19 protein-coding genes are annotated in these 15,211 nt (G+C 30.8%); 16 read left to right on the top strand and 3 right to left on the bottom strand.

What is annotated here, in order from left to right:
- Positions 1–2: 2 nt before the first annotated feature.
- Positions 3–260 (bottom strand): hypothetical protein, encoded by a 258-nt coding sequence (locus FMM56_RS02695; RefSeq protein ID WP_150206292.1) that lies wholly within the window; start codon positions 258–260, stop codon positions 3–5.
- Entirely contained in the window at positions 244–426 is a 183-nt protein-coding gene (locus FMM56_RS02690) for a hypothetical protein (RefSeq protein WP_150141195.1), read from the bottom strand. The genes FMM56_RS02695 and FMM56_RS02690 overlap by 17 nt, the downstream gene beginning before the upstream one ends.
- Positions 427–588: 162 nt before the next feature.
- On the opposite strand from FMM56_RS02690, the gene FMM56_RS02685 reads away from it, so the two are divergent.
- The 14 genes from FMM56_RS02685 to argS all read left to right on the top strand — a co-directional run bounded on the left by FMM56_RS02685 (position 589) and on the right by argS (position 12,398).
- Entirely contained in the window at positions 589–2,292 is a 1,704-nt protein-coding gene (locus tag FMM56_RS02685; protein ID WP_150207699.1) for an acetolactate synthase large subunit, read from the top strand.
- Positions 2,289–2,753 (top strand): acetolactate synthase small subunit, encoded by a 465-nt coding sequence (gene ilvN / locus FMM56_RS02680; RefSeq protein ID WP_150141191.1) that lies wholly within the window; start codon positions 2,289–2,291, stop codon positions 2,751–2,753. Before FMM56_RS02685 ends, ilvN begins: the two co-directional genes overlap by 4 nt.
- Positions 2,750–3,703 (top strand): UDP-3-O-(3-hydroxymyristoyl)glucosamine N-acyltransferase, encoded by a 954-nt coding sequence (gene lpxD, locus FMM56_RS02675; protein WP_150141190.1) that lies wholly within the window; start codon positions 2,750–2,752, stop codon positions 3,701–3,703. The genes ilvN and lpxD overlap by 4 nt, the downstream gene beginning before the upstream one ends.
- Positions 3,704–3,915: 212 nt before the next feature.
- Positions 3,916–4,182 carry a hypothetical protein gene (locus FMM56_RS02670; protein ID WP_150141188.1) on the top strand — a complete coding sequence of 89 codons (267 nt, stop codon included), beginning with the start codon at positions 3,916–3,918 and terminating at the stop codon, positions 4,180–4,182.
- A gap of 89 nt (positions 4,183–4,271) precedes the next feature.
- The gene (locus tag FMM56_RS02665; RefSeq protein ID WP_150207697.1) at positions 4,272–4,475 is read left to right on the top strand and encodes a hypothetical protein; all 204 of its coding nucleotides are present in this window, start codon (positions 4,272–4,274) and stop codon (positions 4,473–4,475) included.
- A 146-nt stretch (positions 4,476–4,621) separates the two neighbouring features.
- Positions 4,622–4,861, top strand: a complete 240-nt coding sequence (locus FMM56_RS02660) for a hypothetical protein (protein ID WP_150207695.1) — start codon at positions 4,622–4,624, stop codon at positions 4,859–4,861.
- Positions 4,862–5,115: 254 nt separating this feature from the next.
- Positions 5,116–5,907, top strand: coding sequence for a 30S ribosomal protein S2 (gene rpsB, locus FMM56_RS02655; RefSeq protein ID WP_150141182.1), 792 nt, complete (start codon positions 5,116–5,118; stop codon positions 5,905–5,907).
- Positions 5,907–6,983, top strand: coding sequence for a translation elongation factor Ts (gene tsf, locus FMM56_RS02650; protein WP_150141180.1), 1,077 nt, complete (start codon positions 5,907–5,909; stop codon positions 6,981–6,983). Before rpsB ends, tsf begins: the two co-directional genes overlap by 1 nt.
- Position 6,984: 1 nt before the next feature.
- Entirely contained in the window at positions 6,985–7,620 is a 636-nt protein-coding gene (locus FMM56_RS02645; RefSeq protein WP_150141178.1) for an ABC transporter ATP-binding protein, read from the top strand.
- Positions 7,607–8,374 carry a flagellar biosynthetic protein FliR gene (fliR, locus tag FMM56_RS02640; RefSeq protein ID WP_150141176.1) on the top strand — a complete coding sequence of 256 codons (768 nt, stop codon included), beginning with the start codon at positions 7,607–7,609 and terminating at the stop codon, positions 8,372–8,374. The genes FMM56_RS02645 and fliR overlap by 14 nt, the downstream gene beginning before the upstream one ends.
- A 53-nt stretch (positions 8,375–8,427) precedes the next feature.
- Positions 8,428–9,954, top strand: coding sequence for a hypothetical protein (locus tag FMM56_RS02635; RefSeq protein ID WP_150141174.1), 1,527 nt, complete (start codon positions 8,428–8,430; stop codon positions 9,952–9,954).
- Positions 9,951–10,568, top strand: a complete 618-nt coding sequence (gene gmk / locus FMM56_RS02630; RefSeq protein WP_150141172.1) for a guanylate kinase — start codon at positions 9,951–9,953, stop codon at positions 10,566–10,568. The genes FMM56_RS02635 and gmk overlap by 4 nt, the downstream gene beginning before the upstream one ends.
- A gap of 15 nt (positions 10,569–10,583) precedes the next feature.
- A complete protein-coding gene (gene tatA, locus FMM56_RS02625; protein ID WP_411675305.1) occupies positions 10,584–10,799 on the top strand; it encodes a twin-arginine translocase TatA/TatE family subunit in 216 nt (71 codons plus the stop codon).
- 3 nt (positions 10,800–10,802) lie between these two features.
- The gene (gene argS, locus FMM56_RS02620) at positions 10,803–12,398 is read left to right on the top strand and encodes an arginine--tRNA ligase (protein ID WP_150141168.1); all 1,596 of its coding nucleotides are present in this window, start codon (positions 10,803–10,805) and stop codon (positions 12,396–12,398) included.
- Here the strand turns inward: argS and hemW are convergent.
- A complete protein-coding gene (hemW, locus tag FMM56_RS02615) occupies positions 12,395–13,450 on the bottom strand; it encodes a radical SAM family heme chaperone HemW (RefSeq protein WP_150151487.1) in 1,056 nt (351 codons plus the stop codon). The genes argS and hemW overlap by 4 nt on opposite strands.
- A 91-nt stretch (positions 13,451–13,541) precedes the next feature.
- Here hemW and FMM56_RS02610 point away from each other — a divergent pair, with 91 nt between their 5' ends.
- Both FMM56_RS02610 and FMM56_RS02605 read left to right on the top strand, forming a co-directional pair.
- Positions 13,542–14,012 (top strand): RNA pyrophosphohydrolase, encoded by a 471-nt coding sequence (locus FMM56_RS02610; RefSeq protein ID WP_150141164.1) that lies wholly within the window; start codon positions 13,542–13,544, stop codon positions 14,010–14,012.
- On the top strand, positions 14,012–15,211 hold the full coding sequence (locus FMM56_RS02605; RefSeq protein WP_150141162.1) for an aspartate kinase: 1,200 nt from the start codon (positions 14,012–14,014) through the stop codon (positions 15,209–15,211). The genes FMM56_RS02610 and FMM56_RS02605 overlap by 1 nt, the downstream gene beginning before the upstream one ends.

Below are 15,211 nucleotides of genomic sequence, written 5' to 3'. Positions count from 1 at the left end.
CATTAAAATTCTACTTTAGTGCCTGAACTATTTTGTCCTTTTGTAAATACATATTGTATAAGTTTGTCATTTTTATCAAACCATAAATATATAAAAGTGTTTTCGCTTTCATTGCTTCCTATTAAACCACCAACAACTGGTACATAACTTGCCGGATTTGCCCCACCTTCTATATAGCTATAATTAATAGAATTAAATGCGACTATATTTTTTCCACCAACATCTATTGTTTCACCAGCAGCATTATATACTTTCATCATTTGGCTTTCTAAATTTAGCAATTATTTCTTGTTTTGTAATTTTATTGAGAGGTAATTCTTTTTGAATACTTGATTTATCGTGCATTTCTAAAAATTCACTACCACCTTTATAGCCACAACCACTCAAAACTAAAAGCACCACTAAACTTGCACAAATTTTTTTCATATATTCTCCTTGAAAATTTTTAAAAATGATATTTTTTTAATATTTGGTTAAATTTACTGATTGAAACATTTTTTTATACTAATGCTAAATTTAAAGCTTGTATTTTGTTTTATATGTTACAATTGTTCGCAAAATTTTTTATATGAACTTTAAGGATACAAAATGAGTAAAATAAGTGGTTCAGCGATGATATGTGAAGCCTTAAAAGAAGAAAATGTTGAAGTAGTTTTTGGGTATCCAGGAGGGGCTGCTTTAAACATTTATGAAGAAATTTATAAACAAAATTATTTTAAACACATACTAGTTAGACACGAACAAGCCGCAGTTCACGCAGCCGATGGTTATGCTAGGGTTAGTGGCAAGGTTGGCGTTGCCATTGTTACAAGTGGACCCGGTTTTACCAATGCCATTACAGGACTTGCTACTGCGTATAGTGATTCAATCCCTCTTGTTTTAATATCAGGGCAAGTTTCTACTTCTTTAATAGGTACTGATGCCTTTCAAGAAATTGATGCAGTTGGCATTTCAAGGCCTTGCGTTAAGCATAATTATCTTGTAACTCATATTGATGAATTGCCACGCGTTTTAAAAGAGGCCTTTTATATAGCAAAAAGTGGACGTCCAGGACCTGTTCATGTTGATATACCAAAGGATGTTAGTGCTTATCTTGGGACTTGGGAGTATCCTAGTGAAATTTCAATGAAAACTTATAAGCCAACTTATAAGGGCAATGCAAAGCAGATTAAAAAGTTAGCCGAGTTGTTAAAAGAGGCTAAAAGGCCATTATTTTATCTAGGTGGAGGCTGTATTAGTTCAAATGCAAGTGATAGTATAAGAGAATTAGTTAAACTTACTCAAATTCCAGCTGTTGAAACCTTAATGGCCTTAGGTGTTTTAGCAAATGATGATAGTTTAAATTTAAAAATGGCAGGAATGCATGGAAGTTATGCTGCTAACATGGCACTTAGTGAATGTGATTTGTTAATATCTATTGGGGCTAGATTTGATGATAGGATTACGGGCAAGACAAGCGAATTTGCTAAAGCTGCAAAGATAGTTCATATAGATATTGACCCAAGTTCTATTTCTAAGATAATTGATGTGCATTTTCCTATAGTTGGTGATATTAGATGCGTTGTGGATGAGCTTTTACTTGAACTTAAAAAAGAAAAATTTAATCCAAATGATAAAGAATGGCTTGAAACCTTGAAAAGATATAATAATCTTTATCCTATGTCTTATGATGATAGTGATGAAATTTTAAAACCTCAATGGGTTATACAAGAATGTGCTAAGATAGTCCCAAATGCTAGGATTATAACTGATGTTGGTCAACATCAAATGTGGGTTGCACAATTTTTCCCATTTAATTATCCTAGGCAGTTTTCAACAAGTGGTGGGCTTGGTACTATGGGTTATTCTTTACCTGCAGCCCTTGGTGCAAAATTAGTTCTTAAAGATGAGGAGGTTATTATAAATTTCGTTGGAGATGGTGGCGTTTTAATGAATATACAAGAATTAATGACAGCTAACGAATATAAGATTAAATTTATAAACATTATTTTAAATAACGCATTCTTAGGCATGGTTAGACAATGGCAAAGTATGTTTTATAACGAACATTTTTCAGAAACTAATCTACAAAATCAACCTGACTTTGTAAAAATCGCAGAAGGTTTTGGTTGCGAGGGCTTTGATATTAAAAGCAAGGATGAATTTATAAACGCCTTTAATAAGGCCTTAAAAAGCGATAAAACAGCAGTTTTAAATGTACAAATTGATCGCTTTGAAGATGTTTTACCTATGGTTCCTGCCGGAACTGCTATTTATAATATGATTTTACCAACAGCAAAGGATAAAAAATGAGAAGAATTTTATCAGTTATAGTTTTAAATGAACATGGGGTTTTATCTCGCATTGTTGGGCTTTTTTCAGGTAGAGGTTATAATATAGATAGCCTTACGGTTGCACCCATTGTTTCAAGCGAATTTTCCCGTGTAAATATAGTAACTTCGGGCAATGAAAAGGTATTTGAACAAATAGTAAAACAACTTCATAAATTAATCCCAACCTATAAGGTTATAGAAAGTGGAGAATTTATAGAAAAAGAAATGGCCCTTGTTAAAATTCCACTAAATGAAAATTTAGGAGGGCTTGACGCAGTATTAAAGGCGTATAATGGAACGATTGCAAATAGTAATGAGAATTTTTTATTTTTAATGGTAGCTGATGATGCAAATAGGATTGATAATTTTATCAAGACTATTAAAAAATACAATCCAAGCGACATAGTTCGCAGTGGTTCAGTTTTAATGGAGATAAAATGAGATTAAGTGAGATTGCTGAATTTTTAAATCTTGACTATAAGGATGAGGATATTGATATTTCGGGTTTAAATTCCTTATCTAAGGCAAATTTTACCGAACTTACCTATTGTGATGGGGATAAAAACGCTAAGGATATCACAAATACAGGTGCTGGCGCGATTTTGGTTTTAAAAGAGCATGAAAATTTGGTGCCAAAGGATACTAAGGCTATTATAAGCTCTAATCCTCATTTAAGCTTTGCCTTTTTAAGTAGAATTTTTGCTAAGCCATTAATAACAAATGTTAAAGAAAAAAAACATGAGATTGCAAAAAGTGCTACTATAATGCCAAATGTGTATATAGGGCATAATGTTAGTATAGGTGAAAATGTTGTTATAATGGCTGGGGCTTACATAGGTGATAATGTTAGCATAGGAGATGATAGTATCATTCATCCAAATGTAGTTATTTATAATGATAGTAAAATTGGTAGAAAATGCCACTTACTTGCAAATTGCGTTATAGGGAGTGATGGCTTTGGATATGCACATAGCAAGGGTGGGGAACATTATAAAATTTATCATAATGGCAATGTTATCTTAGAAGATTATGTAGAAGTCGGGGCTTGTAGTACTATTGATAGGGCTGTTTTTGATAGTACTATTATAAAAGAAGGCACAAAGATAGATAATCTCGTTCAAATAGGACATAATTGCAAACTTGGTCAACATTGTTTAATAGTTTCTCAAGTTGGAATTTCAGGTTCTACAGAACTTGGTAGAAATGTAATAATGGGTGGACAAAGCGGAACGGCTGGACACCTTAAAATAGGTGATTTTACAAGCATTGCTGCAAGAGGTGGAGTTTCTAAGAATTTAAAAGGTGGTAATGCCTATGGAGGCTATCCTTTAATGCTACTTAAAGACTGGTTTAAACTTCAAGCTAAGATTGTAAAGGCTTTTAAGAAGTGATTGTGTTTGAATTAGGCAATTTATCTTTAGCTTAAGAAGTTAGAGTTTTTTGCCTAATTTTGATAAAAAATAATATTTAAACCTAACAAAAATAACTTATAATTGTATTTTTAACTTTTTTAAATTTGCCTTAGTTCTAAAATATCCCATTATAATTTAAAACAAAACCTAAGCAAAAAGAAAGTATAATTTACAAAACTAAAAGGGGCACAATGTCAAATATCTTAAATAAAATATATGCGAGTGATTTTGGAGTATATAAGGGAAAATCTTACCTAGTAATAGACAAATATAGCAAAGAAAGGTTATGTCTTAGAAAAGTCTTTGAAGAATGTTATATTAACGAAAATGAGTTTAACGAACTGCATAATAAAATGGAAACAAACTATAAAAATATGACTTATAGGGAATTAAAACCTTTATACATTAATGCTAAAAAGGCAAGGACTAATAAGCTATTTTTGATAATAGGGGCATAATACAAGACCTTTATAAACAAGGTTTAGGAAACACACAAATACTAGCTAAACTTGCCATTTTAAAACCTGAACTAAAAGAATTAAATGCTATGTTACTTGGTGCTTTAAATAAATACATAGGGTATAATCCACTTTTAAAGGTTAGTGAAAAATACTTAGCCGAAGTGAGTGAGTTATTTAAACAAGGTTATAGCAGATACGCTATTACTAAGGGCTTAATAGAAAAGTATAACGATAAAAATATAGTCTTTCAAACCTTATATAATCGTTTAGAATTACTAGAAAAGAACTAAGCGAACAAGGCATTATAACAAAGTATAAAAGAGCTTCAAAGGCAATAGCTTATAAAGATGAATTAACTTACTTAGCCAAGGCTACACAATAAACTACGCAATAGATACCATAATGGCTAAAAAGGATTACACTGCTACTAAGAACCTTGCAAGATTTAGCAAGAAAGCTACAAAAAGAGCTTAACTATGAACCAACACAAAAAAGACCTAAGATTGCAATACTATACAAAAAATATAATGTGGAAATATCTCAACTTCTACAACAAGGCAATACAACTAACCAAGTAGCTAGTTATTTAGCTAAAAGAGATAATATAAGCTATACTGCTATTTATTTTAGGGCTTTAAAAATAAATAAGGATTTGAAAAGGGATAATAATTTATAAATGCTTAAATAATCCTATAAATTTCGATAAAAAATAAATTTAAAAAATTTGAAAAAGCTATAAATTAAAAGTAATAAAAACTACATAGGAAAAATTAAAATAATTTGAAAATTTTCAAATTTTAAACTTCAAATAAGTAAAAAATAAACTTAACTTTGCTAAAATACGGCTTTTATTTCACACGCATCAATCCTTTTTAGCTTGGTTATTTTAAGGGATGCGGAGGTAAAAAGCTAAATTTAAAAGGAGAAGTTATGGTTAGCATGAGAGATTTACTCGAATGTGGTGTGCACTTTGGGCATCAAACAAGACGTTGGAATCCTAAGATGAAGAAATTTATCTTTGGCGAAAGAAAAGGCATTTATGTTATTGACTTGCAAAAAACTCTAAGATATTTTAGATATACCTATAATATAGTTAGAGACGTTGCTGCTGAGGGTAAGACTATACTCTTTGTAGGTACTAAAAAACAAGCTGGTGGGGCTATTAAAGAATATGCTGAAAAATGTGGAATGCCTTATGTTAATCATCGTTGGCTCGGTGGTATGATGACAAATTTTGGCACTATTCGTCAATCTATACGTAAACTAGAAGTTATTGAAAAAATGGAAGAAGATGGCAGTATAAAGCTTTTAACAAAAAAAGAAGCCTTAATGCTTAGTAGAAAAAAGGAAAAATTACTTGCTTATCTTGGTGGAATTCGTTACTTAAAAACTCAACCTGATATGATTTTTGTTATTGACACAGTTAAAGAAAAAATAGCTGTTAAAGAGGCAAATCGTTTAAAAATTCCTGTAATTGCACCTCTTGATACAAATTGTGACCCCGATTTGGTTGATTATCCTATACCTGGTAATGATGATGCAATTCGCTCAGTACAACTTTTTTGTCAAGAAATGGCAGAAGCGATTTTAGAAGGTAAAAGTTTAAGAGAACAAGATGCAGAAGAAGGCGAAGAAAAGATTAAAGAAGTTAGTGAGAGTGAAAAACAAGAAGTCATTGAAGAGGCTATGAAAGAAGAAGATTTTGAAAGCGAGGAAGAATAATGGCTGAAATTTCTGCACAAATGGTAAAAGAACTGCGTGAAAGCACTGGCGCAGGTATGATGGATTGTAAGAATGCTTTAAAAGAAACAGATGGAGATTTTGATAAGGCTGTTCAATTGCTAAGAGAAAAAGGGCTTGGCAAGGCTGCTAAAAAAGCAGATAGATTAGCGGCTGAAGGGCTTGTGAGTGTGGTTGTAAGTGATGATTTTAGTAGTGCTACTGTTAGTGAGATAAATTCAGAAACAGATTTTGTAGCTAAAAATGAACAATTTATAGCACTTACAAAGGATACTACAGCACACATTCAAAGTAAGAGTTTACAAAATGTAGAAGAGCTTCATTCAAGCGTTATAAATGGGGTTAAATTTGAAGAATATTTAAAAAGTCAAATCGCTACTATAGGCGAGAATTTAGTTGTTAGAAGATTTGCTACCTTAAAGGCTAATGAAGGTGGCATTGTAAATGGATATATCCATACAAATGGACGCGTAGGCGTAATTATAGCTGCAGCTTGTGAAAATAAAGAAGTAGCTCAAAAATCAAAGAATTTCTTAAAACAACTTTGTATGCATATAGCTGCTATGAAACCTGTTTATTTAAGCTATAAAGAACTTGATTTAGGCTTTATTGAGAGTGAGTATAAGGCTTTGGTGGCTGAGCTTGAAAAGGATAATGAAGAAAGAAGAAGATTAAAAGACCCTAACAAGCCAGAACATAAGATTCCTAAATTTGCAAGTAGAAAGCAATTAAGCGATGATATTTTAAAGAGAGCCGAAGAAGATATTAAGGCTGAGTTAAAGGCACAAAATAAGCCTGAAAAAATTTGGGATAAAATCATACCTGGAAAAATGGAAAGTTTTATAAATGATAATTCTCAACTTGATAGTAAACTTACTTTAATGGGTCAATTTTATGTAATGGATGATAAAAAGACCATTGAACAAGTTATCAAAGAAAAGGAAAAAGAATTTGGTGGTTTCATAAAAATAGCTGAATTTATTCGTTTTGAAGTGGGTGAGGGCTTAGAAAAGAAAAATGAAGATTTTGCTGCTGAAGTAGCTGCACAAATGAGTTAAAATGGAGCTTTTAAGAGCGGAAAATCTTACTCAAAGCTTTGATTATCCGCTTTTTTCAAATTTAAATTTTACTTTAAATTCAAAAGAATCAGTAGTTATTCAAGGTAGTAGTGGTTGTGGTAAATCTACACTTTTACATATTTTAGCTACTCTTTTAAAGCCAAATTCTGGCAAGGTTTTTTACAAAGATAAGGACCTTTACTCATTAAAAGAAAATCAAAGAAATGAAATTCGCCGTTTTAAAATGGGTATAATCTTTCAAACTCATTATCTTTTTAAAGGCTTTTCAGCCTTAGAAAATGTCGAACTTTCAAGTGTTTTATCGGGCAATAGTTTAGATGAAAATATTTTAAAAAAACTAGGTATTGATATGCTTTTAAATCAAAAGGTATCAAAATTAAGTGGAGGACAACAACAAAGGGTTAGTATAGCAAGGGTACTTTGTAAAAAGCCCGAGATTATTTTTGCTGATGAGGCCACTGGAAATTTGGATTTTGAAAACGCAAAGAATGTTATAGAAATCCTAATTGATTATGTTAAAACAAATAACGCAGCTTTATTTTTTGTAACCCATGATAGTAAGCTTGCTTCTTTTTGTGATAGAATTTATACCCTAAAAAATTATGGAATTTGTTAATTATTTAACGGATAAAAATGTCGCTACCTTTATGCTGTTATTTGCTAGAATGAGTGGCTTAATCGTTTTTTTTCCATTTTTTTCTCACAATGCCGTTCCACTTACCATTAAAACTTGCATAGCACTTTTTTTAACTATTTATTTATTTCCACTTGCAAGGCTTGATAATGTTCATTTAGATAGCTTTTTAATCTTGCAAATTTTAGCTGAAATTTTATTTGGTATGGTTGCAGGTCTTATGCTAGACCTCGTTTTTTATATAATAATGATGGCAGGTGAGGAAATAGCCTTTAATATGGGCTTAACTATGGCAAATGTTGTAGATCCTAGTACTGGTTCTAGTGTGCCCTTAACTTCGCAGCTTTTGCACCTTTTAGCTATTCTTGTATTTTTAGCCTTTGACGGGCATCATTTAATACTTTTATTTATGGGCTATAGTCTTGATTATATAGAACTTGGCGTATTTTTTCCGGGTGAAGATTTCTTACATTATATAAATAATGCTATGTTTAAGGTATTTTTAATAGGTTTCACAATGGCCTTTCCAATTACTGGCATTATTTTACTAGCTGATGTTATCTTTGGGCTTTTAATGAAAACTATGCCACAATTTAACTTACTTGTAGTTGGTTTTCCTATAAAAATAGGACTTGCAATAGCAGTTGTGATTGTAATTTTATTTGCAATGATGCAGTATTTTAAGGAACTTATCTTAGAAACTTTTTCAAATATGCAAGTACTTTTTTTTACATAAGCTAAAAATAAATTAATTTATCATAAAATAACGAACAAATTTAAGGATAGACTATGAAAATTTTACTTCTTAATGCAAATCCTGTTGTATCAAGGCTTGTAAATCTTAGCGTACAAAAACTTGCCTATAAAATTGAAGAATTTGAAGAATGCCCAAAGGACCCAAGTGGTTTTGATGTGATTATCTTAGATAGTGATATTCAAGCTGATTTACATTTTTTAAAAACTAAGTGTAAACGCCTTATTTATTTAATACCTCGCAATAAAGAGTGTGAAGAAAAAAATGTAGAATTATTACAAAAACCATTTTTGCCGACTGATTTTATAACACTTTTAAATAATAAGCCTATGAAATTTGATGATAGTGTTATTGTTGAACCTGTCAAAGATGCGATTGAACCAGCTGAAAGTTGTGATATAAATCCTTATGATGATTTGCAAATAAATTTTGATGATTTAAATTTAGAAGATTTGCCAGATGATAATTCTGTTATAAATCCTTTGGAGATTGATGATAAGGATATAAAAGAAGAATTAGAGGACTTAGATAATGATAAAAAGGATGATGAGGGCTTTGAAGAAGAATTAAACATAGATGATTTAAATTTAAGCGATGATGAAGATTTTAAAGACCTTGGCGAAGAAAAAGAACCTGAAGAATGTATAGAAGAAGCCAAGGAAGAAGAAAAGATTGAAGAAGGTATAGAAGAAGTAGATGATTTTAAAGATGATTTGGCGAATTTTGAAGAAGAGATAAGGGATGAAAATTCCAAAGAAATTAGTGAAGAAGTTAGCAAGGATGAGAATTTAGAAAGCGAGAAATTAGATTTTAGTGAAGATTTAGAAGATGATGAAAATTTAGATGAAGAGAAATTAGAAAAAGAAAATTTCGAAGATGTTGTAGCAAGCATACCAGAAGAAGAAGATTATAAGCATGTAGAAAAGATTAAAGATGTTAGCTTAAAAGAGGTGGATACTAAGATTAAAGATGAGACTCCAAGCGATGTACCAAGCGTTGATGAAAAGGAAAAAGAACTTGATTTTGATGACTTGCCAGAAGATGCTAAATTCCTAGGTCAAAAAAGCGAAGTTGATGAATTTAAGGATGATTTAGCACCTATTATAGAAGAAGATGATATTAAAAATATAGATGATACTAAAGAATTAAGCGTACAAGAACAAATCAAAGAAGAATTGGCCCAAATTGATGAACTGGATATGGAAATCTCACAGGATAATAGCACTAAGGTTTTAGAAAATTTTAAAGAAGAACCTATATTAAATACTGATGAGTTAGGCGTTGAAAATGAAGACTTAGTCGTACCCGTCTTGCCTGAAAATGATTTTGATGAGTTAAAAGAAAGTGATATACAAGAAGCCTTAGGCGAAGAAGTTAGCGAACATGCCATTAATATAAGCACTGGTATTAGTGGTAAAAATGATGAAATCGAACGAGAATTAAGCCAAAGCATAGCTAAAACAATTGCCTCAAGCATAAATGATGATACACTAAAAGCTGCTTTAAAGGGTATGAATATGAATATAAATATTAAAGTAAGCTTTGAAGAAAGTAAGAAGTGAAACCTTATATCTTGCTTGTATCAGGGCCAAGTGGTGCCGGTAAATCCACGCTTTTAACGAGATTATTTGCTGAATTTGAAAAGGATTTGTATTTTTCTATTTCTTCAACTACTAGAGAACCAAGAATGAGTGAAATTCATGGGAAAGATTATTTTTTCGTTACTCAAAAGGAATTTGAAAGAGATATAAAAGAAGGAAATTTTTTAGAATATGCTAAGGTACATGGTAATTATTATGGTACTTCTTTAAAGCATACCTTAAAGGCGTTAGATAGTGGCAAAATAGTAGTTTTTGATATAGATGTACAAGGCTTTTTTATAGCTAAGGAAAAAATTGGTGAAAAGATAGTTTCAATTTTTATAACCACTAAAAACGAGGCTAAATTAAAGCAAAGGCTTTTTAAACGAAATGCTGATAAAATGTCTGATTTGCAAAAAAGACTTGATAACGCAAAGGACGAAATGAAGGCTTTAAAAGATTATGATTATTTGATTATTAATGATGATTTAGAAAAAAGTTATAAGCTTTTAAGGGCGATTTTTTTAGCACAAAGGGCTAAAATTACAAATCAAAATTTAAACGAACTTCAAAAGTTATGGGAAAAAGGAGATTAAATGGGTATTAGTTCAATAGGTGTATGGCAATGGGTCGTTATTTTATTGATAATTGTTTTACTTTTTGGGGCTAAGAAAATACCAGAACTTGCTAAGGGTTTGGGTAAGGGCATAAAGACCTTTAAAAGTGAAATGAATAGCGATGAAGATATTAAAAAAACTGAAAAATTAGAAGAAAAAGCTGACTTAAATCAAAATGATGCTAGCATTAACGAAAATAAAAAAGCTTAAATTTTGAAAAATATAGTTTATAAAGAAATTTATCAAATTTTAAATCGTGATTTTATCCTTGAGAATCCTAAGGATAAAAATTTAGCTCATTTTGCTACGCCACTGGCTTTTTCTTTGGCTAAGGAATTTAAAAAATCCCCTAATGTAATAGCACAAGATTTAGTTTGTAAATTCAAGGAAAATGATTTATTTGAGAGAGTTGAAGCGGTAAATGGCTATTTAAATTTTAAACTTTCAAAAGGCTTTTTAAATACACTTGCTACAAAGTCCTTAACAAATTCAAAGGATTTTGCAAGGGGTAAAAAAAAGGATAAAAGTTTCTTACTTGAATATATTAGTGCAAATCCTACAGGACCTCTTCACATAGGACATGCAAGAGGGGCTATCTTTGGCGATAGTTTAACTCGTATTGCAAGGCATTTAGGGTATAAATTTGACACAGAATATTATATAAATGATGCTGGAAATCAAATAGCCTTGCTTGGAAAATCCGTATTTTTAAGGGTAAAAATAGACTTATTGAAAGAAAATGTAAGCTTTGATGATGATTGTTATAAGGGCGATTATATACTTGATTTAGCAAAAAAGGCTTTAGCCAAATTTAACGAAGTTTTTTTTAAAGATGGTAGTAATATTAAAGAACTAGCTGATTGGGCAAAGGATGAAATGCTTATTTTAATAAAGCAAGATTTAGAAAATGTTAGAATAAAAATTGATTCTTATGTTAGTGAAAAATCCCTTTACAATGCTTTAAATTCCACGCTTTTAGCCCTAAAAGAAAGTGGTGGTACCTATGAAATGGATAATAAAATTTGGCTAGCATCTACAAGGTACAAAGATGAAAAGGACCGCGTTATCATAAAGGATGATGGGAGTGGAACTTACCTTGCAGCTGATATTGTTTATCATAAGGATAAAATGAGTAGGGGTTATGATAAGTGTATTAATATCTGGGGGGCTGACCACCACGGCTACATAGCTAGAATGAAGGCTGCCATGGCATTTTTAGGCTTTAACCCTGATAATTTAGAAGTTATATTAGCCCAAATGGTTTCTTTATTAAAGGATGGCAAGCCTTATAAAATGAGTAAAAGGGCAGGGTCCTTTGTATTAATGAGCGAGGTTATTGATGAAATAGGGGTTGATTGTTTGCGTTTTATGTTTTTAAGCAAAAAATGCGACACTCACTTAGAATTTGAATTAAATGCCCTTAAAAAACAAGATAGCTCAAATCCAGTTTTTTATATAAACTATGCACACGCACGAATTCACCAGCTTTTCATAAAGGCAGAACTTGACATAAAGGATATTATAAACGAGGATTTACAAGGTTTAAACGAAGATGGTATAAATTTACTTTTTGAGAGTTTAAATTTATCTTCTGTTTTAAATGATGCCTTTGAAAGTAGGTCCTTGCAAAAGCTTTGTGATTATTTAAAAAATTTAGCCTCTTTGTTTCATAAATTTTATAATGAAAATCGTGTAGTTGGTAGTAAGTATGAAAAAATGCTTTTAAAGCTTTTTGCAGTGGTATCTTTAAGCATTAAAACAGCTTTTGATTTAATGGGTATAAAAGCCCTTGATAGAATGGAACATTAATCGCTTAAAAAAAGAACTAATTCATCGCTTAAAAGGTAGTTTGTATTATAAAATTTATTATTTTTAAATTCTAGCTTTTTTTTCTTTGTTAAAAAAAGTGCTTTTTCAAGCTGGGTTTGATTAAGCCTTTTTTTATCTATGCCAACTATAGAGCGAAGTCCTAAAAATAAATGTTCTAAATTTAAATCCTTTTTATTTAATACTTCAATATCCCTAAAACTTGGATTTTTAATATAATCTTTTAAATTAGACTTTGTATAAAATCTAGCATTATTCATAAAACTAACCCCACTAAGCCCACAAGCTAGATAATTTTTACCCTGCCAGTAAGAAAGATTGTGTTTGCAAATTTTACCAAAATTGCTTACTTCATATTGTTTAAAACCTAAATTTTCAATACTACTTATAAAAAAACGCATTAAATTTGAGGTATTTTTTTTAAAATAATCCTTTTTGTAAAAACGAGTATTTTTTTCTATACTAAGATGATAAGCACTAATATGTGTTAAAATGTGCTTAAAATTTTCTAAATTTTTTAACTCGTATTCAAGCATTTTTTTATTATCTAATTTTGTATCATATATTAAATCCAAATTTATATTTTTAAAACCTATTTTATAAGCATTTTCAAGGGCTTTTATAATCTCATTTTTTAAGTGATTACGGCCTAAAAATTTAAGTTTTTCCCTGTTAAAGCTTTGGGCTCCAAAAGAAATTCTATTTATATTAAAATTTTTCATTTGATAAAGCCAGTTATAGCTAGCAGAATTTACATTTGCTTCTATTGAAATTTCAGCTTTACTTAATAGGAAATTTTCTAAAAATTTAAAAAGTTTTTCATAATAAACAGAAGGTACTACACTTGGTGTTCCACCTCCAATAAAAAGGGTCTTAATAGAGTTTTTTTTAATATTAAAATAAGTAAATTGAAATTTTAAATCATCAAGCAATGCGTTAAAATAAGGCTTTTCTAGTCCATTTTTCTTTAAAGAGGTAAAAGAACAATAAAAACATTTTTGTTCGCAAAATGGAATATGTATATATAAATGCAAATTAAACCTTAATTTATCTTTTTATATAGCATTTTAATCAAATTTTGATTTTATTTAAGTTAAAATCACGCATTAAATTTTAGGAAAGGGTATGCAAAAAGAAAAAAATTATAGACCAAATGTCGCTGCTGTTGTTCTTTCAAATGCATATCCTTTCGAGTGTAAGCTTTTTATTGCTAAAAGAAGCGATATGGAAAATATCTGGCAATTTCCACAAGGTGGCATTGATAAGGGAGAAGATATTAAAAGTGCTTTGTTTAGGGAGTTAAAAGAAGAAATTGGTACTGATGAGATTGAGATTATTGCTGAGTACCCTGAGTGGTTAAGTTATGATTTTCCTGCTAAAGTTGTTCATAAAATGTATCCTTATGATGGGCAAATTCAAAGATATTTTTTAGTACGTTTAAAACAAGATGCTAAGATTAATATACATACTAAAAATCCAGAATTTGAAGATTATCGTTTTGTTGATATGAAAGAAGTTTTCGCACTTACTAATCATTTTAAAAAAAAGATTTATTGTAAGGTTTTAAAATATTTTGAGGAGAAAGGTTATATTTAATGCTTATAGTTCAAAAATACGGAGGCACTAGTGTTGGCGACTTAGAACGTATCGAAGCAGTGGCTAAACGTGTTATTAAAAATATAAATGAAGGTCATCAACTTGTAGTTGTCGTTTCTGCAATGAGTGGGGTTACTAATCAACTTATAGATTATGCAAATTATTTTAGTTCTTTACCAAATGGAAAAGATATGGATATGCTTTTAAGTAGTGGTGAAAGAATTACTTCAGCCTTACTTTCAATAGCCTTAAATGAAAAAGGCTATAAGGCGGTTGCTTTTTCGGGTAGAAATGCAGGAATTATGACAGATAGTATATTTACAAAGGCTAGAATTCAGCACATTGATACTAGTATGATTAAAAATGAACTTTCACAAGGTAAGGTTGTGGTAATTGCTGGTTTTCAAGGAGTTGATTCAGATGGTAATGTTACGACTTTGGGTCGTGGTGGAAGTGATTTGAGCGCTGTGGCTGTTGCAGGGGCTTTAAATGCTGATTTGTGTGAAATTTATACAGATGTTGATGGGGTTTATACAACAGACCCACGCATTGAACCTAAGGCTAAAAAGCTTGATAGAATTTCTTATGAGGAAATGCTTGAACTTGCAAGCCTTGGGGCTAAAGTGTTGCAAAATCGCTCTGTCGAACTTGCCAAAAAATTAAATGTAAATTTAGTTACAAGAAGTAGTTTTAATGATAATGAGGGAACAATGATTACAAAAGAAGGAATGGAACAGGTCTTAGTCAGTGGTATAGCTTTGGATAAAAATCAAGCAAGGATTACTTTAAGAAAGATTAAGGATAAGCCAGGTATAGCAGCTGAAATTTTTACCTCTCTTGCTAAGGCAAATATAAATGTGGATATGATTATTCAAAATGTCGGGGTAGATGGGGCCACAAATTTAGGCTTTACTGTGCCTGAAAATGAGCTAAACTTGGCAACTAAAAATATGCGTGAAATTTTAGGAGAAGACGCTGTTATTGAAAGTGATATAGCTGTTGTAAAAGTTTCAGTGGTTGGCGTTGGTATGAAATCTCATTCTGGCGTGGCTTCAATGGCATTTAAAGCTTTGGCTGATGAAGGAATTAATATAGGCATGATTAGTACAAGTGAGATTAAAATTTCTATGATAATTAATGAAAAGTATGGAGAATTAGCCGTTCGCACCCTGCATTCTGTGTATGGTTTGGATAAATAA

The organism is Campylobacter sp. LR264d (assembly GCF_008633895.1).
Classification (GTDB): domain Bacteria; phylum Campylobacterota; class Campylobacteria; order Campylobacterales; family Campylobacteraceae; genus Campylobacter_D.
Note: the sequence above shows the minus strand (reverse complement) of the source record. Positions and strands in the feature narration are given on the sequence as shown.